Below are 15,653 nucleotides of genomic sequence, written 5' to 3'. Positions count from 1 at the left end.
TAAGCCTAGTCTGACATTGCGTCCGCTCGTTCTGTCCACAGGACTTGCGCGACCCGCCCCCTCCGGCTACTGGGAAGGACGGCTCACGCCCATGCCCGCAGACCTCGTCGTCATCGGCCTCGGCCACCTCGGACTGCCCCTCGCCCAGGCCGCCACCGCCGCCGGTATCGCCACCGTCGGCTACGACACCGACCCCCGGCCGGTCGCCGAGCTGGCCGCCGGACGGCCGCCGGTCGACGGCTCCCTCACCCCGTCCGAGATCCGCCGGATGCTGTCGTCCGGCTTCCGCCCCAGCACGGACCCCGCCGAGCTGGGCCGCGTCCGCACCGCCGTCATCTGCGCGCCCACCCCGCCCGGCGCCGCCCCCCGCACCCTGGACCTGACCGCCGTCACGGACGCCGCCCGCGCGCTCGCCGCCCGGCTGCGCCCCCACACCACCGTGCTGCTCGAATCGCCCGTCCCGCCCGGCACCACCGAGGACGTCCTCCGCCCGATCCTCGAAGAGGGCTCCGGGCTGCGCGCCGGCCGCGACTTCCACCTCGCGTACTCCCCCGCCCGCCTCGACCCCGGCAACCGCGACCACGGCTACGCCCACACCCCCAAGGTCATCGGCGGTCTCACCCCCGCCTGCACCGAGTCCGCCGCCGCCTTCTACGGACGCCTCACCGACAAGGTCGTCCGCGCGCGCGGCCCCCGCGAGGCCGAGACGGTCAAGCTGCTGGAGACCAACTTCCGGCACGTCAACATCGCCCTCGTCAACGAGATGGCGGTGCTCTGCCACGACCTGGGCGTCGACCTGTGGGACGTCATCCGGTGCGCCGAGACCAAGCCGTTCGGCTTCCAGGCGTTCCGCCCCGGCCCCGGCGTCGGCGGCCACGGCACCCCCGTCGACACGATCGGCTCCTACCGCCCGCTGCGCCTGGTGGAGACGGCGAGCCAGATCAACGAGCGGATGCCCCAGTACGTGACCCAGCGCTGCGCCACGCTCCTCAACGAGCACGGCAAGTCCGTGCGCGGCGCCCGCGTCCTGCTCCTGGGCATCACGTACAAGCCCGACCTCGCCGACCGCGAGGGCTCCCCCGCGCCCGAGATCGCGCAGCGGCTGATGGACATGGGCGCGGCGGTCAGCTACCACGACCCGTACGTGCCGGTCTGGCGGGTGCGCGACCTGCCGGTCCCGCGCGCGGACTCCCTGTACGAGACGGCCGCCGGCGCCGACCTGACGATCCTGCTCCAGCACCACCGCACGTACGACCTCCAGGGCCTGGCCGTGAAGGCGCAGCTCCTGCTCGACACGCGCGGCGCCACCCCGGTCGGCGCGGCGCACCGCCTCTGATGCCCGGCGGCGGCCGGCCCGGCGAGAGCCGGCGGCGACGGGGCGTGGCCCCCGCCGAAGCCCCCGGATCTCGGCTTGCTTCCGGGCCGGTCACGGTCGTACATCGCGCCGCTCGCCGCCAGAGGGGGCTGCTAGTGTCCGCCTCTGACTTCGCGCGCGGCCGTGCACACGTCAGGTGCCGGCCGCCGTTCCTTCCAGGGGGGATTCCCAGCATGAGCCAGTCCGTTCCGCCGCCGCAGTCCGGCAACCCGTTCGCCGGCGGCCCGGGCGCGCAGCCGCACCCGTACCCGCAGCACCCGGTGCAGGCCCCGGCGCCCGCGCGGAACAACCTCGCCCTCGGGCTGCTCGCCGCGCTGGGCGCCGCCCTGGTCGCCGCGGGCGCGTACGGCGGCATCGGCGGCGCGATCGAGCGGGAGATCGGCTACGCGGCGGTGGGGGTCGGCCTGCTCGTCGGCTTCGTCGCCGGCAAGGTCGGCGGACGCAACCCGGTCCTCGCGGTCGGCGCGGCGCTCTTCTCGGCCGGGGCGGTCTACCTGGGTCAGCTCGTCGCGATCGCGGTCGTCTTCAGCAAGCTCGGCCAGGCCTCATTCACGGAGATCTTCTTCGAGAACTTCGCCGAGCTGGCCGACCTGTGGAGGACCGCCGCGGACGGCATGACGTACGTCTTCCTCGTCATCGGCGCGGTGACCGCCTTCGCCGGCGCCAAGAAGGGCTCCGCGTAGCGGCCCGCCGCCCGTACGGCACGGGGAGGGGCCCGCACCGGCGTGGTGCGGGCCCCTCCCCGTGTCGGTGTCCGGGCCGGGTCAGCGGCGGTGCTGCGAGTCCGCGACCGTCACCTCGACGCGCTGGAACTCCTTCAGCTCGCTGTAGCCCGTCGTCGCCATCGCCCGGCGCAGCGCGCCGAAGAAGTTCATCGACCCGTCCGGCGAGTGCGACGGACCGGTGAGGATCTCCTCGGTCGTCCCGGCGACGCCCAGGTCGACGAGCTTGCCGCGCGGCACGTCCTCGTGGACGGCCTCCATGCCCCAGTGGTGGCCCTTGCCGGGCGCGTCCGTGGCCCGGGCCAGCGGGGAGCCCATCATCACCGCGTCGGCACCGCACGCGACGGCCTTCGGCAGGTCGCCGGACCAGCCCACGCCGCCGTCGGCGATGACGTGCACGTACCGGCCGCCGGACTCGTCCATGTAGTCGCGCCGGGCGGCGGCCACGTCGGCGACCGCGGTCGCCATCGGGACCTGGATGCCCAGGACGTTGCGGGTGGTGTGCGCCGCGCCGCCGCCGAAGCCGACGAGCACGCCCGCCGCGCCCGTGCGCATCAGGTGCAGGGCCGCCGTGTAGGTGGCGCAGCCGCCGACGATGACCGGCACGTCCAGCTCGTAGATGAACTGCTTCAGGTTCAGCGGCTCGGCGGCGCCGGAGACGTGCTCGGCGGAGACCGTCGTGCCGCGGATGACGAAGATGTCCACGCCCGCGTCGACGACGGCCTTGGAGAACTGGGCCGTGCGCTGCGGGGAGAGCGCCGCGGCGGTGACGACGCCGGCGTCGCGCACCTCCTTCAGGCGCTGCCCGATCAGCTCCTCCTTGATCGGGGCGGCGTAGATCTCCTGCAGACGGCGGGTCGCGGACTCCCCGTCGAGTTCGGTGATCTCGTCGAGGAGCGGCTGCGGGTCCTCGTAGCGGGTCCACAGGCCCTCGAGGTTGAGGACGCCGAGGCCACCGAGGCGACCGATGCGGATCGCGGTCTGCGGCGACACCACGGAGTCCATGGGGGCGGCCAGGAAGGGCAGCTCGAAGCGGTAGGCGTCGATCTGCCACGCGATCGAGACCTCTTTCGGGTCCCGGGTGCGCCGGCTCGGTACGACGGCGATGTCGTCGAAGGCGTACGCCCTGCGGCCGCGCTTGCCGCGCCCGATCTCGATCTCAGTCACGATGTGTGGCCTTTCCCTCTGCGTCTGCGCCTACCAGTATCCCCGACGCGCGCGCGGAGGGGCGGCCCGGCCGGTACCGGGCCGCCCCTCCGGCGGTGTCGGGCGGACGCCCGCTCAGCGCTTGCTGCTGTAGTTCGGCGCCTCGACGGTCATCTGGATGTCGTGCGGGTGGCTCTCCTTGAGCCCCGCCGACGTGATGCGGACGAACCGGCCGCGCTCCTGGAGCTCGGGGACGGTCCGGCCGCCGACGTAGAACATCGACTGGCGCAGGCCGCCGACGAGCTGGTGGACGACCGCGGAGAGCGGGCCGCGGTAGGGCACCTGGCCCTCGATGCCCTCGGGGACCAGCTTCTCGTCGGAGGCGACGCCCTCCTGGAAGTACCGGTCCTTGGAGAAGGAGCGCTGGTCGCCGCGGGACTGCATGGCGCCCAGGGAGCCCATGCCGCGGTACGACTTGAACTGCTTGCCGTTGATGAACAGCAGCTCGCCCGGCGACTCCTCGCAGCCCGCCAGGAGCGAGCCGAGCATCACCGTGTCGGCGCCGGCGACCAGGGCCTTGGCGATGTCGCCGGAGTACTGCAGGCCGCCGTCGCCGATGACCGGGACACCGGCCGCCTTGGCGGCGAGCGACGCCTCGTAGATCGCCGTGACCTGCGGGACGCCGATGCCGGCGACGACGCGGGTCGTGCAGATGGAGCCGGGGCCGACCCCGACCTTGATCGCGTCGACGCCCGCGTCGACGAGCGCCTGGGCGCCGTCGCGGGTGGCGACGTTGCCGCCGATGACGTCGACGGAGGAGTTGGACTTGATCTTGGCGACCATGTCGCCGACCAGCTTGGAGTGGCCGTGGGCCGTGTCGACGACGATGAAGTCGACGCCCGCCTCGATCAGCGCCTGCGCCCGCTCGTACGCGTCGCCCGCGACACCGACGGCGGCGCCGACGAGGAGGCGGCCCTCCTTGTCCTTCGCGGCGTTCGGGTACTTCTCCGCCTTGACGAAGTCCTTGACGGTGATCAGGCCCTTGAGGATGCCCTCGTCGTCGACGAGCGGCAGCTTCTCGATCTTGTGGCGGCGCAGCAGCTCCACGGCGTCGACGCCGGAGATGCCGACCTTGCCCGTGACCAGCGGCATCGGGGTCATGACCTCGCGCACCCGCCGGGCGCGGTCGGTCTCGAAGGCCATGTCGCGGTTGGTGACGATGCCCAGGAGCCTGCCGGCCGGGTCCGTGACGGGCACGCCGCTGATGCGGAACTTGGCGCAGATCGCGTCGGCCTCGGCGAGCGTGGCGTCGGGGTGGATCGTGATCGGGTCCGTGACCATGCCGGACTCGGAGCGCTTCACCAGGTCGACCTGGTTCGCCTGGTCGGCGATCGACAGGTTCCGGTGGAGGACGCCGACGCCGCCCTGCCGGGCCATGGCGATGGCCATGCGGGATTCGGTCACCTTGTCCATCGCGGCCGAGAGCAGCGGGATGTTGACCCGCACGTTCCGCGACAGGCGCGAGGAGGTGTCGATCTGGTCGGGAGCCATGTCCGACGCGCCCGGAAGCAGCAGCACGTCGTCGTAGGTCAGCCCGAGTGCCGCGAATTTCTCCGGCACTCCGTCGACGTTGGCAGTCATGACACCTTCCCCAATGGCCTTGATCGGTGCGGATGTCCATGCTAACGGGCTGCGCGCGTGTCTCATTCCACGAGCAAGATCACCCGGCAGCTTTGTGCGTTCACACGTATGACATCCGCCATACGGCTCCGCGACGGCGCGGCTCCACGACGGCGCGACTCCGCGACGACCCGGCCCGGTGGCGCCCGGGCCCGCGGGCCCTACTGGCCGGCCAGGGCCCGCAGGCGGCTGAGCGCGCGGTGCTGGGCGACCCGTACGGCCCCGGGGGACATCCCGAGCATCTGGCCGGTCTCCTCGGCGGTGAGGCCGACGGCGACGCGCAGGACGAGCAGCTCCCGCTGGTTCTCCGGGAGGTTGGCGAGGAGGCGCCTGGCCCATTCGGCGTCGTCGCTGAGGAGGGCCCGCTCCTCGGGGCCCAGCGAGTCGTCGGGCCGCTCGGGCATCTCGTCGGAGGGCACGGCGGTCGAGCCGGGGTGCCGCATGGCGGCCCGCTGGAGATCGGCGACCTTGTGCCCGGCGATGGCGAAGACGAACGCCTCGAAGGGGCGGCCCGTGTCCTTGTAGCGGGGCAGGGCCATGAGGACGGCGACGCAGACCTCCTGCGCCAGGTCCTCGACGAAGTGACGGGCGTCGCCGGGCAACCGGCTCAGCCGCGTGCGGCAGTAGCGCAGGGCCAGCGGGTGGACGTGGGCCAGGAGGTCGTGCGTGGCCTGTTCGTCACCCTCCACCGCGCGGTGCACGAGTGCTCCGATCGACCCCGGCCCGGCGGGGGGCGTCGGGGTGGCCGGCGTCTGGTCGTCGCGCATCGGTCCATGGTGCCTTGACCGCGTCCGCTCCGAGGCACCGCGTCCAGCCTTGTGCACCGAAGCGTTATGAGCAGGTGCGCCGGAAGTCATCCCCTGCGCCCTCCCCTCCCGCTCGATCGACTCGTCCCCGAGGAACTCCACCCCTCAAGGATGCGGCATCGCGCAGGAAACAGACATCGGGCCTGCGCCGCCCCGTCCGCCGCGCGGCGGACGGGGTCCAGAACGGCCACTTCAGGGACCGGGTCGCGCTACCGGACCAGGCCCCAGCGGAAGCCGAGCGCGACGGCGTGGGCGCGGTCCGAGGCGCCCAGCTTCTTGAACAGCCGCCGGGCGTGGGTCTTGACCGTGTCCTCGGAGAGGAACAGCTCGCGGCCGATCTCGGCGTTCGACCGGCCGTGGCTCATGCCCTCCAGCACCTGGATCTCGCGGGCCGTGAGCGTCGGCGCGGCGCCCATCTCGGCGGAGCGCAGCCGGCGCGGGGCGAGCCGCCAGGTCGGGTCGGCCAGCGCCTGCGTGACGGTGGCCCGCAGCTCCGCGCGCGAGGCGTCCTTGTGCAGGTACCCGCGGGCGCCGGCGGCGACGGCGAGGGCGACGCCGTCGAGGTCCTCGGCGACCGTGAGCATGATGATGCGGGCGCCGGGATCCGCGGAGAGCAGCCGGCGGACGGTCTCCACGCCGCCCAGACCGGGCATGCGCACGTCCATCAGAATCAGGTCCGAGCGGTCGGCGCCCCAGCGGCGGAGGACTTCCTCGCCGTTGGCCGCGGTCGTCACGCGCTCGACGCCGGGCACGGTCGCGACGGCGCGGCGGAGCGCTTCTCGGGCAAGCGGGGAGTCGTCGCAGACGAGGACGGATGTCATGGCCGTCCTCCGCAGCTGATGCGCGTCACCTTGTGCCTCCAGGCTGGTTACGAATCGTCACCTGTGCGGTTGACGCCCTCGGACACCCGCCCGAGCGCTTCTTCTTTCAACCGCCTCCGCACTCTCAACGACGGTCACTCGAAAGAGTTACGGGTCCGCGCACCCCTTCCATACGCAGCGTGAGGAGGTGCACACGGAGCAGAGCACCGCAGGTCATCACCGCTCCACTCAGGGTTATGCCCCATTTAGCGGCTTTTCCTTCCCTTCGGCGGTGTCTGTGGCTAGATTCGCAATGAGTCATATTTACATCTACTGCGACAAGTAGTCCGCTCAGTAAGCTCAGTACCGGCACCAAGGGGACATGCGCCATGGCAGATTTCTCCCGCCTTCCCGGACCCAACGCCGACCTGTGGGACTGGCAGCTGCTCGCGGCCTGCCGGGGGGTCGACAGTTCGCTGTTCTTCCACCCCGAGGGAGAGCGTGGCGCGGCACGGAGCGCGCGTGAGAACTCGGCGAAGGAGGTGTGCATGCGCTGCCCGGTGCGCGCCGAGTGCGCCGCCCACGCACTGGCCGTGCGCGAGCCCTACGGCGTATGGGGCGGCCTCACCGAGGACGAGCGCGAGGAGCTGATGGGCCGGGCGCGCACCCGGCTGGTCACCACGTCGACGGCACCGGCGGGAAACGGCTGACGGCAGACCGGGACCCGATACCAGAAGGAACGTTTCAGCGGCGGCGCGTACGGCACGTCCCCCTCCTACGCGCGCGAAGCCGCCTGCCCGGTCGGTGTCCTCCCGGTCCGCTGCGCGGTTCCCCTCCTACGCGCGCGAAGCCGCCTGCGCCAGCCGGTCCAGCGTGGCCGCGACGGCCGGGACCTGTGCCAGGTCCGGCAGGGTGAGGGCGACGATCTCCCGCTCCACCGGCGGCTCCACCGCGACCGTACGGGCGCCCCGGGGACGTACGGACTCGACGGCCAGCTCCGGCAGGACGGCCACGCCGAGGCCCGCGCCGACGAGCCCCACGACCGCCGGGTAGTCGTCGGTCGCGAAGTCGATGCGGGGCGTGAACCCGGCGTCCTCGCACACCTCGACCAACTGGCGGCGGCACCGGGGGCAGCCCGCGATCCAGGGCTCCCCGGCCAGCTCCCCGATCGCCACGGCGTCCGCGCCGGCCAGCCGGTGCCCCTCGGGGACGAGGCCGACGAGCCGGTCGGTGAGCAGGGGCCGCACGACCAGGTCGTCCCACTCGGCGGCGCCGCCCGCGTACCGGAAGGCCAGGGCGATGTCGCAGTCGCCCTCCCGGAGCATCTCGACCGAGCGGGGCGGCTCCGCCTCGACGAGGGAGACGCGCGTGCCGGGGTGCGCGGCGCGCAGGGCGGCGAGGGCGGTGGGGACGAGCGTGGAGCTGCCGCTCGGGAAGGAGACGAGCCGGACGCGGCCGGCGCGCAGGCCCGCGATGGCGGCGACCTCCTCCTCGGCGGCGGTCAGCCCGGCGAGGATGCCCGCGGCGTGCCGGACCAGGGCCTCGCCCGCCTGGGTGAGGCGCATCTCGCGGCCGGTGCGGATGAGCAGCGGCGTGCCGGCGGAGGACTCCAGCGCCTTCATCTGCTGGCTGACGGCCGGCTGGGTGCAGCCCAGCTCGCGGGCCGCGGCGGAGAAGGAGCCGGTGGCGGCCACGGCGCGGAGGACTCGGAGGTGACGAGCTTCGATCACCGTCCCGAATATAAGGGACTCTTTAGGGTGGCGCGAAATATCTCGTGGAACCTTTGAGTGCTTCGGCGCTAGCGTGCGGTCATGAGTGAGTTCACGGCGATGCGGGTGCTGACGGTCAACACGGGGCGCCGGAAGAAGGTGGGGTACACGAGCGCGCCGAGCGGCGAGACCGGGATCGAGAAGGTCCCGGTGGACGGGCCCGTACGGGTGGCGGACCCGGGCCCCAAGGGGGTCGGCGGCGGGGGCCTGGCCGGGGACGCGGTGTGCGACCTGCGCCACCACGGCGGTTCGGACCAGGCGGTGTACGCCTTCGCGCGCGAGGAGCTGGACCGCTGGCAGCGGGAGCTGGGCCGTCCGCTGCCGAACGGCTCGTTCGGGGAGAACCTGACCACGGAGGGGATCGACGTGGACGGGGCGCTGCTCGGGGAGCGGTGGCGGATCGGCGCGTCGCTGGTGCTGGAGGTGACGGACGCGCGCGTGCCGTGCCGTACGTTCGCGGGCTGGCTGGGCGAGCAGGGGTGGGTCAGGCGGTTCACCGAGCACGGGGCGCCGGGGGCGTACCTGCGGGTGGTCGTGCCGGGCGAGGTCCGGGCGGGCGATCCGATCGAGGTCGTGCACCGGCCGGACCACGACGTGACCGTGGCGCTGGCGTTCCGCGCGCAGACCACGCGGCGCGAACTGCTGCCGCGGGTCCTGGCGGCGGGCGACGCCCCGCACCCGGAACTGCGGGAGGCGGCGCGGACGTACGCGGAGCGGACGTCCGGAGCGCCGGTCTCCTGAGCCGGGTCCGCGCCGGAGCCGCGCCGGACGCGCGCCGGGTCCGGCGGGCGGGGCGCCGGCGCGCCCGGGCGGGGCACTAACGTGCCGCGTATGACGAGGGCACTGATTACTGGCGCGACGGCGGGTATCGGGGCCGCCTTCGCGCGGCGGCTGGCGGCCGACGGCCACGACGTGGTCCTGGTCGCCCGCGATGTGGAAAGGCTCCGGGAGCAGGCGACCGAACTGCACGACCGGCACGGCGTCGAGGCGGAGGTGCTGCCCGCCGACCTCGCTCAGGACGCGGGCATCGCCGCCGTGGAGGCGCGGCTCGCCGACGTGAAGCGGCCGGTGGACCTGCTGGTCAACAACGCGGGCTTCGGCAACAAGGGCCGCTTCCTCGACGTGGCGATGGACGACGAACTGCGGATGCTGAAGGTGCACTGCGAGGCGGTGCTGCGACTGACGGCGGCGGCGACGGCCGCGATGCGGGAGCGGCGGCGGGGCGGCGTGGTGAACGTCGCGTCCGTCGCCGCCTTCGTGCCGCGCGGCACGTACGGGGCGTCGAAGGCGTGGGTCGTGCAGTTCACGCAGGGCGCGGCGCGGGACCTCGCGGGGAGCGGGGTGCGGCTGATGGCGCTGTGCCCCGGTTTCGTACGGACGGAGTTCCACCAGCGGGCCGGGATGGGCACGGACAACATCCCGGGGTGGATGTGGCTGGACGCCGACAAGGTCGTGGCGGACGCGCTCGCGGACCTGGCGCGCGGGCGGACGCTGTCGGTGCCGGACCCGCGGTACAAGGCGCTGATGGGGGTGGTGAAGCTGGTGCCGCGCGGGCTGCTGGGCGGGGTGAGCTCGCGGGCGGGCCGCAAGTACGGCCCGCAGTAGGGCGGACGGCGCCGGCACGGGCGAGGCGCGCCCCACGGCCCGCGGCAGGACGAACGGCTCCCGCACGGGCGGGGCGCGAGTACGGCCCGCAGGAGGGCGGACGAGCCCCGCACGGGCGGGGCGCCACCACGCCCGCGGCAGGAGGGACGACGCCGGTACGGGCGAGGCCCGGTGCCCCCGAGGGGGCACCGGGCCTCGTCGTGTCCGGCGCGCGGCCCCGGCGCGGGGCCGGGGCGCGCGTCCGCTGACGGAGCGTCAGTGGGAGTGGCCGTGGCTGTGGCCGTGGCCCGCGTCCGCCGGCTCCTCTTCCTTCTTCTCCACCACGAGGGTCTCGGTGGTGAGGAGGAGGGAGGCGATCGACGCGGCGTTCTCCAGCGCGGAGCGGGTGACCTTCACCGGGTCGATGACGCCGGCCTTGACCAGGTCGCCGTACTCGCCGGTGGCGGCGTTGAAGCCCTGGCCCTTGTCGAGCTCGGCGACCTTCGAGGTGATGACGTAGCCCTCGAGGCCGGCGTTCTCGGCGATCCAGCGCAGCGGCTCGACGGCGGCGCGGCGGACGACCGCGACACCGGTGGCCTCGTCGCCGTCCTTGCCGAGGTTGTCATCCAGCACCTTCACGGCGTGGACCAGCGCGGAACCACCACCGGAGACGATGCCCTCCTCGACCGCGGCGCGGGTCGCGGAGATGGCGTCCTCCAGACGGTGCTTCTTCTCCTTCAGCTCCACCTCGGTGGCGGCGCCGACCTTGATCACGCACACGCCGCCGGCGAGCTTCGCGAGGCGCTCCTGGAGCTTCTCGCGGTCCCAGTCGGAGTCGGTCGTCTCGATCTCGGACTTGATCTGGGCGATGCGGCCCGCGACGTCCCCGGAGTTGCCACCGCCGTCGACGATGGTGGTGTCGTCCTTGGTGACGGTCACGCGGCGGGCGGTGCCCAGCACGTCCAGGCCGACCTGGTCGAGCTTGAGGCCGACCTCCTCGGCGACCACGGTGGCGCCGGTGAGGGCGGCCATGTCGCCGAGCATCGCCTTGCGGCGGTCGCCGAAGCCGGGGGCCTTGACCGCGACGGCGTTGAACGTGCCGCGGATCTTGTTCACGACGAGGGTCGACAGGGCCTCGCCCTCGACGTCCTCGGCGACGATCAGCAGCGGCTTGGAGCCACCGGTCTGGATGACCTTCTCCAGGAGGGGCAGCAGGTCCGCGATGGCGGAGATCTTGCCCTGGTGGATCAGGATGTACGGGTCGTCGAGGACGGCCTCCATGCGCTCCTGGTCGGTGACCATGTACGGCGACAGGTAGCCCTTGTCGAAGGCCATGCCCTCGGTGAAGTCGAGCTCCAGGCCGAAGGTGTTGGACTCCTCGACGGTGATGACGCCGTCCTTGCCGACCTTGTCCATGGCCTCGGCGATCAGCTCGCCGACCTGCTGGTCCTGGGCGGACAGCGCGGCGACCGCGGCGATGTCGGACTTCTCGTCGATCGGGCGGGCCGTGGCGAGCAGCTCGTCGGAGACGGCCTTGACCGCGGCGTCGATGCCCTTCTTCAGGGCGGCCGGGGAGGCGCCCGCGGCAACGTTGCGCAGACCCTCGCGGACCAGCGCCTGGGCCAGGACGGTGGCGGTGGTGGTGCCGTCGCCGGCGATGTCGTTGGTCTTGGTCGCCACCTCCTTCACCAGCTGGGCACCGAGGTTCTCGTACGGGTCCTCGACCTCGATCTCGCGGGCGATGGTGACACCGTCGTTGGTGATGGTCGGCGCACCGAACTTCTTGTCGATGACGACGTTGCGACCCTTGGGGCCGATCGTCACCTTGACGGTGTCGGCAAGCTTGTTGACGCCGCGCTCAAGGGCGCGACGGGCGTCCTCGTCGAACTTCAGGATCTTCGCCATGGGAGCGATTCAGCCCTCTCGGTACTGGATGGAGAAGGAACGGCGCCCCTCGCCGCCCGACGCACGTGCGGCAGCACAGCAGCGGGGGCCAGGGGCGCGGTTCACGGCACGTGGTGGATTACTTCTCGACGATCGCGAGCACGTCGCGGGCCGAGAGGACGAGGTACTCCTCGCCGCTGTACTTCACCTCGGTGCCGCCGTACTTGCTGTAGAGCACGATGTCGCCGGTCTTGACGTCGAGCGGCAGGCGCTCGCCGTTCTCGAAGCGGCCCGGGCCGACGGCCAGGACGACGCCCTCCTGGGGCTTCTCCTTGGCGGTGTCCGGAATGACCAGGCCAGAGGCCGTGGTCTGCTCGGCGTCGAGCGGCTGGACCACGATGCGGTCCTCGAGCGGCTTGATGGCAACCTTGGAGCTGGTGGTCGTCACGATCCGACCTCCCCCTTCGGAGATCTCACGGGGTCAACTGTCTGAGGTGGCGACCAGGTGGATCCGTCGTCGCGGGTGCCGGACCTGCCCGTCGCTGTGTTGGCACTCTCCGGTGGGGAGTGCCAGAGCCGAGACTATGACCGCGATTAGCACTCGGTCAAGCGGAGTGCCAGTTACCCGCCGCGCGCCGCGTCCGCACCCGTACTGACGTGCGACGAAAGGCGGCCGGACCGCGTCGCGGGCGCGCCGCGGCTCAGACGTAGTCCTCCAGCCGGGCGACCGCGTACCCGCGCTCGGTGATGGTGTCCATGGCCTGGCGGACCATGTCGGCCATCGACCCCTCCCAGTCGCCGCGGCCGCGGAAGTGGGTGAGGACGATGTCGCCGGGGTGCAGGTCGCGGTCCCACTCGCGCCACTCCATGCGGTCCGGGAACGCCTCGGCGGACCACAGCGGCACGGCCTTGATCCCGCAGTCCCGCGCGGCGCGCAGCGTGTCGGCGTCGTAGTTGCCGTACGGCGGGCGGAACAGCGTGGGCCGCTTGCCGTAGCGGCGCTCGATGACGTCCTGCTGGCCGCAGATCTCGTGCTTCTGCTCCTCGTACGACAGCGCGGGCATGTAGGGGTGGGTGAGGGTGTGGTTGTGCAGGGCGACGCCGAGGTCCTGCATGCGCTTGAAGTAGCCGTAGTCCTCCTTGACCAGGTAGTCGCTGAGGAAGGCGCTGTACGGGATGTTCAGTTCGGACATCATCCGCAGCAGCTCGGGGTCCTTCTCCGCGCCGTCGTCGATGGTCAGGAAGACGACGCGGTCGCGGGTGGGGACGGTGGTGAAGACCGGTGGGAGGTCGGGGTCGCCGACCTCGAAGCCCTCGCGGAAGGTGATCTCGGGTTTCGCCTTCGGCGGGTCCGGCGGGAGGAGCGGCACCTGTCTCAGGCCCCACTTCCGGGCCAGGGCCGTGCGGGCCGCGTGCGCCCGCCGGTACCGCTCGACGTACGCGGTCAGCGCTCCGGACGCGGTCCGGGGCCGCGCCTGCGGGGCCTGCTGCCCCTGCCCGCCCTGGGCCTGCTGGCCCTGACCCTGGCGGCCGTGGTGGCCCGCCGCACCGGTTCCGGACGGTCCGGTTCCAGACGGTCCGGTTCCGGTCGGGCCGGCGCCCTCCGTCGCGCAGGCCGTCCCCAGGGCGGCGACGAGCAGGACCGCAGCCATCCTCATGCCAGTCCGATTTACCGATGATGGACGCTTTTGTCGTACTAGCTGCATGGCGCCGCATCCTGTCAGCGCGGCACCCCGGCACGCGGACGACACCGCCGCCGGGCCGGGCACCGTCCCCCGGCCGGCCCACACTGGACCAGAATGGGACGGGTGACCGATCTCGCCGCCTTCTCCGCGCTCCTCACCGACGAGGGCCGGGACCTCCTCGCCGACCTGCGCCACTACGACCCCGCCCAGGAGCTGGCCGTCGCCTCCCGGCTGCGCCGGAGCCACCCCGCGGAGCTCGTGTCGGCGGCGCTCGGGCAGGCGCGGCTGCGCCAGCGGGCGGTGGCGAAGTTCGGCGCCGACGACGCGTACCGGATGTTCTTCACCCCCAACGGCGTCGAGCAGTCCACGCGCGCGTCGGTCGCCCGGCACCGGGCGGCGGCCTTCGCCCGGCTCGGCGTGCGGCGCGTCGCGGACCTGTGCTGCGGCATCGGGGGCGACGCGGTCGCGCTGGCCCGCGCGGGCATCGCCGTCCTCGCCGTCGACCGCGACCCGCTCACGGCGGCCGTCGCCCGCGCCAACGCCGGGGCGCTGGGGCTCGCCGACCTGATCGAGGTGCGCTGCGCCGATGTCACGGAGGTCGACACGGCCGCGTACGACGCCGTGTTCGTGGACCCGGCGCGCAGGGGCGGGCGGGGCCGGATCTTCGACCCGGAGGCGTACTCGCCGCCCCTGTCGTGGGCGGTGGACGCGGCCCGCCGGGCCCCGCACGCGGCGCTGAAGGTCGCGCCGGGCATCCCGCACGAGGCGGTGCCGCCGGAGGCCGAGGCGGAGTGGATCTCGGACGGCGGGGACGTGAAGGAGGCCGTGCTGTGGTTCGGCACGGCCCCGGGCTCCGTACGGGCGACGCTGCTGCCGTCCGGCGCCACCCTGGCCACGTCCGCACCGCTGCCCGCCCCGCCGGTCCGGAAGGTCGGCCGCTACCTGTACGAGCCGGACGGCGCCGTCATCCGGGCGCACCTGGTCGCGGCGGTCGCCGCGCGACTGGACGGCGGGCTGGTCGACGAGACGATCGCGTACGTCACGGCGGACGAGCTGCGCCCGACGCCGTACGCCGCCGCGTACGAGATCACCGACGAGTTGCCGTTCAACCTGAAGCGGCTGAAGGCGCTGCTGCGGGAGCGCGAGGTGGGCGTCCTGACGGTGAAGAAGCGCGGTTCGGCGGTGGAGCCGGAGGAGGTGCGCCGCCGGGTGAAGCCGAAGGGCCCGCACGCGGCGACGGTGTTCCTCACGCGTGTGGCGGGCGCTCCGACGATGCTGATCGGGCGTCCGGCCGCGGCGCCGGCGGAGCGGGGCTGAGCAGCCGTACGGCCAGCCGGTAGTGGGCCACGGCCTTCGCCGCTCCGGCGAGCCCGGTGAGCCACAGCAGGAACCCGGCGCCGACCCCGTACACGACCTCGGCGTACGTGGTGGCGCCCGGCCGCGCCGACACGGGCACCACGACGCAGAGCCACAGCCCGGCCGCGCACAGCGCGAACGACACGAGCAGCCACGCCAGGCTCAGCCCGGGCGCCCGGTGCCGGGCGTCGCGCGCGGGGGCGTGGTCCAGGGCGGCCCACCGGACGAACAGCCGGCGCGCCGCCAGGTCCCGGCGCACGCCCGCGACCTGGAAGTACGCGGCGGGGACGAGCGCCCCGGCGCCCAGCCCGGCCAGGACGAGGGACACGGCGGCGCCGAACGGGTCCAGGGCCTCGTCGAACGTGACGAGCGCGGCGCCGACCAGCCCCCAGCCGATCTCCAGCAGCAACAGCCACACCAGGAACACCACCAGCCGGGCGCCGCCGAGCAACCGTCCGCCCAGCTCGCCCATCGCCCGGTCCCGGTCGGCGAGCAACGCCTCCCGGTCGGGCCAGGTGCGCAGGTGCGGGGGCGGCGGAGGCGGCGGCAGGGCGCGGAGGCGGGAGGACACGGGGAGAGGCTAGACGCCCGCCGGCGGGCCGCCCTCCTCCGGGGGCGCGGTCCCCTCGGCTTCGTCCGACCTCCGCCCCCGGGTCCGGGTCGGGTCGGGACGGGTCGGGTCGGGACGGGACGGGACGGGTCGGGGAACAGCCGCCGACGGCCTCCCCCCGCTCCTCCACGAGCGGACCGCCGAGCGGCTCATCCGCCCTTCGGCCAGGCGGCGGGACGGCAGGGTCCTTCGACCGGGCGGCGGGGCCGGCTCCCGCCTTTCGCCCCTGCGGCACC

Annotated in this window: 15 protein-coding genes; 6 read left to right on the top strand and 9 right to left on the bottom strand. The window is 73.3% G+C overall.

Annotated elements, in window-relative coordinates; all coding sequences use genetic code 11:
- Nucleotides 1-91: 91 nt before the first annotated feature.
- On the top strand, nucleotides 92-1,336 hold the full coding sequence (locus RND61_RS06870; RefSeq protein ID WP_315876868.1) for a nucleotide sugar dehydrogenase: 1,245 nt from the start codon (nucleotides 92-94) through the stop codon (nucleotides 1,334-1,336).
- Between the two features lie 212 nt (nucleotides 1,337-1,548).
- Complete coding sequence (locus tag RND61_RS06865) at nucleotides 1,549-2,058, top strand: hypothetical protein (protein WP_315876867.1); 510 nt, start codon at nucleotides 1,549-1,551, stop codon at nucleotides 2,056-2,058.
- An 81-nt stretch (nucleotides 2,059-2,139) separates the two neighbouring features.
- On the opposite strand, the gene RND61_RS06860 is transcribed toward RND61_RS06865, so the two are convergent.
- The 4 genes from RND61_RS06860 to RND61_RS06845 all read right to left on the bottom strand — a co-directional run bounded on the left by RND61_RS06860 (nucleotide 2,140) and on the right by RND61_RS06845 (nucleotide 6,550).
- Complete coding sequence (locus tag RND61_RS06860) at nucleotides 2,140-3,264, bottom strand: GuaB3 family IMP dehydrogenase-related protein (RefSeq protein ID WP_315876866.1); 1,125 nt, start codon at nucleotides 3,262-3,264, stop codon at nucleotides 2,140-2,142.
- Nucleotides 3,265-3,378: 114 nt separating this feature from the next.
- A complete protein-coding gene (gene guaB / locus RND61_RS06855; protein ID WP_315876865.1) occupies nucleotides 3,379-4,884 on the bottom strand; it encodes an IMP dehydrogenase in 1,506 nt (501 codons plus the stop codon).
- A 200-nt stretch (nucleotides 4,885-5,084) separates the two neighbouring features.
- Nucleotides 5,085-5,690 (bottom strand): sigma-70 family RNA polymerase sigma factor, encoded by a 606-nt coding sequence (locus RND61_RS06850; protein WP_315876864.1) that lies wholly within the window; start codon nucleotides 5,688-5,690, stop codon nucleotides 5,085-5,087.
- Nucleotides 5,691-5,938: 248 nt separating this feature from the next.
- The gene (locus RND61_RS06845; protein WP_003948568.1) at nucleotides 5,939-6,550 is read right to left on the bottom strand and encodes a response regulator transcription factor; all 612 of its coding nucleotides are present in this window, start codon (nucleotides 6,548-6,550) and stop codon (nucleotides 5,939-5,941) included.
- A 368-nt stretch (nucleotides 6,551-6,918) separates the two neighbouring features.
- On the opposite strand from RND61_RS06845, the gene RND61_RS06840 reads away from it, so the two are divergent.
- A complete protein-coding gene (locus tag RND61_RS06840; protein ID WP_315876863.1) occupies nucleotides 6,919-7,239 on the top strand; it encodes a WhiB family transcriptional regulator in 321 nt (106 codons plus the stop codon).
- A 126-nt stretch (nucleotides 7,240-7,365) separates the two neighbouring features.
- On the opposite strand, the gene RND61_RS06835 is transcribed toward RND61_RS06840, so the two are convergent.
- Nucleotides 7,366-8,259 (bottom strand): LysR family transcriptional regulator, encoded by an 894-nt coding sequence (locus tag RND61_RS06835; RefSeq protein ID WP_315876862.1) that lies wholly within the window; start codon nucleotides 8,257-8,259, stop codon nucleotides 7,366-7,368.
- Nucleotides 8,260-8,358: 99 nt separating this feature from the next.
- On the opposite strand from RND61_RS06835, the gene RND61_RS06830 reads away from it, so the two are divergent.
- Both RND61_RS06830 and RND61_RS06825 read left to right on the top strand, forming a co-directional pair.
- A complete protein-coding gene (locus RND61_RS06830) occupies nucleotides 8,359-9,039 on the top strand; it encodes an MOSC domain-containing protein (protein WP_315876888.1) in 681 nt (226 codons plus the stop codon).
- Nucleotides 9,040-9,129: 90 nt separating this feature from the next.
- Entirely contained in the window at nucleotides 9,130-9,903 is a 774-nt protein-coding gene (locus tag RND61_RS06825) for an SDR family NAD(P)-dependent oxidoreductase (RefSeq protein WP_315876861.1), read from the top strand.
- A 255-nt stretch (nucleotides 9,904-10,158) separates the two neighbouring features.
- Here the strand turns inward: RND61_RS06825 and groL are convergent, their stop codons facing one another.
- The 3 genes from groL to RND61_RS06810 all read right to left on the bottom strand — a co-directional run bounded on the left by groL (nucleotide 10,159) and on the right by RND61_RS06810 (nucleotide 13,424).
- Nucleotides 10,159-11,787, bottom strand: a complete 1,629-nt coding sequence (groL, locus tag RND61_RS06820; protein ID WP_315876860.1) for a chaperonin GroEL — start codon at nucleotides 11,785-11,787, stop codon at nucleotides 10,159-10,161.
- A 118-nt stretch (nucleotides 11,788-11,905) separates the two neighbouring features.
- Nucleotides 11,906-12,214 (bottom strand): co-chaperone GroES, encoded by a 309-nt coding sequence (gene groES / locus RND61_RS06815; protein ID WP_010471835.1) that lies wholly within the window; start codon nucleotides 12,212-12,214, stop codon nucleotides 11,906-11,908.
- Between the two features lie 253 nt (nucleotides 12,215-12,467).
- Nucleotides 12,468-13,424 carry a polysaccharide deacetylase family protein gene (locus RND61_RS06810; RefSeq protein WP_315876859.1) on the bottom strand — a complete coding sequence of 319 codons (957 nt, stop codon included), beginning with the start codon at nucleotides 13,422-13,424 and terminating at the stop codon, nucleotides 12,468-12,470.
- A 141-nt stretch (nucleotides 13,425-13,565) separates the two neighbouring features.
- Here RND61_RS06810 and RND61_RS06805 point away from each other — a divergent pair, with 141 nt between their 5' ends.
- A complete protein-coding gene (locus RND61_RS06805; RefSeq protein ID WP_315876858.1) occupies nucleotides 13,566-14,768 on the top strand; it encodes a class I SAM-dependent methyltransferase in 1,203 nt (400 codons plus the stop codon).
- On the opposite strand, the gene RND61_RS06800 is transcribed toward RND61_RS06805, so the two are convergent.
- Entirely contained in the window at nucleotides 14,698-15,378 is a 681-nt protein-coding gene (locus RND61_RS06800; protein WP_315876856.1) for a hypothetical protein, read from the bottom strand. The two genes, RND61_RS06805 and RND61_RS06800, sit on opposite strands and share 71 nt — an antisense overlap.
- Nucleotides 15,379-15,653: the final 275 nt, after the last annotated feature.

It is taken from the genome of Streptomyces tamarix (assembly GCF_032423885.1).
Classification (GTDB): domain Bacteria; phylum Actinomycetota; class Actinomycetes; order Streptomycetales; family Streptomycetaceae; genus Streptomyces; species Streptomyces tamarix.
Note: the sequence above shows the minus strand (reverse complement) of the source record. Positions and strands in the feature narration are given on the sequence as shown.

Bases quoted from the DNA above. Each gene is read 5' to 3' on its own strand.
- guaB (WP_315876865.1), bottom strand. From the start codon at position 4,884: ATGACTGCCAACGTCGACGGAGTGCCGGAGAAATTCGCGGCACTCGGG.
- RND61_RS06870 (WP_315876868.1), top strand. From the start codon at position 92: ATGCCCGCAGACCTCGTCGTCATCGGCCTCGGCCACCTCGGACTGCCC.
- groL (WP_315876860.1), bottom strand. From the start codon at position 11,787: ATGGCGAAGATCCTGAAGTTCGACGAGGACGCCCGTCGCGCCCTTGAG.
- RND61_RS06825 (WP_315876861.1), top strand. From the start codon at position 9,130: ATGACGAGGGCACTGATTACTGGCGCGACGGCGGGTATCGGGGCCGCC.
- RND61_RS06840 (WP_315876863.1), top strand. From the start codon at position 6,919: ATGGCAGATTTCTCCCGCCTTCCCGGACCCAACGCCGACCTGTGGGAC.
- RND61_RS06865 (WP_315876867.1), top strand. From the start codon at position 1,549: ATGAGCCAGTCCGTTCCGCCGCCGCAGTCCGGCAACCCGTTCGCCGGC.
- RND61_RS06805 (WP_315876858.1), top strand. From the start codon at position 13,566: ATGGGACGGGTGACCGATCTCGCCGCCTTCTCCGCGCTCCTCACCGAC.
- RND61_RS06845 (WP_003948568.1), bottom strand. From the start codon at position 6,550: ATGACATCCGTCCTCGTCTGCGACGACTCCCCGCTTGCCCGAGAAGCG.
- RND61_RS06810 (WP_315876859.1), bottom strand. From the start codon at position 13,424: ATGAGGATGGCTGCGGTCCTGCTCGTCGCCGCCCTGGGGACGGCCTGC.
- RND61_RS06830 (WP_315876888.1), top strand. From the start codon at position 8,359: ATGCGGGTGCTGACGGTCAACACGGGGCGCCGGAAGAAGGTGGGGTAC.
- RND61_RS06850 (WP_315876864.1), bottom strand. From the start codon at position 5,690: ATGCGCGACGACCAGACGCCGGCCACCCCGACGCCCCCCGCCGGGCCG.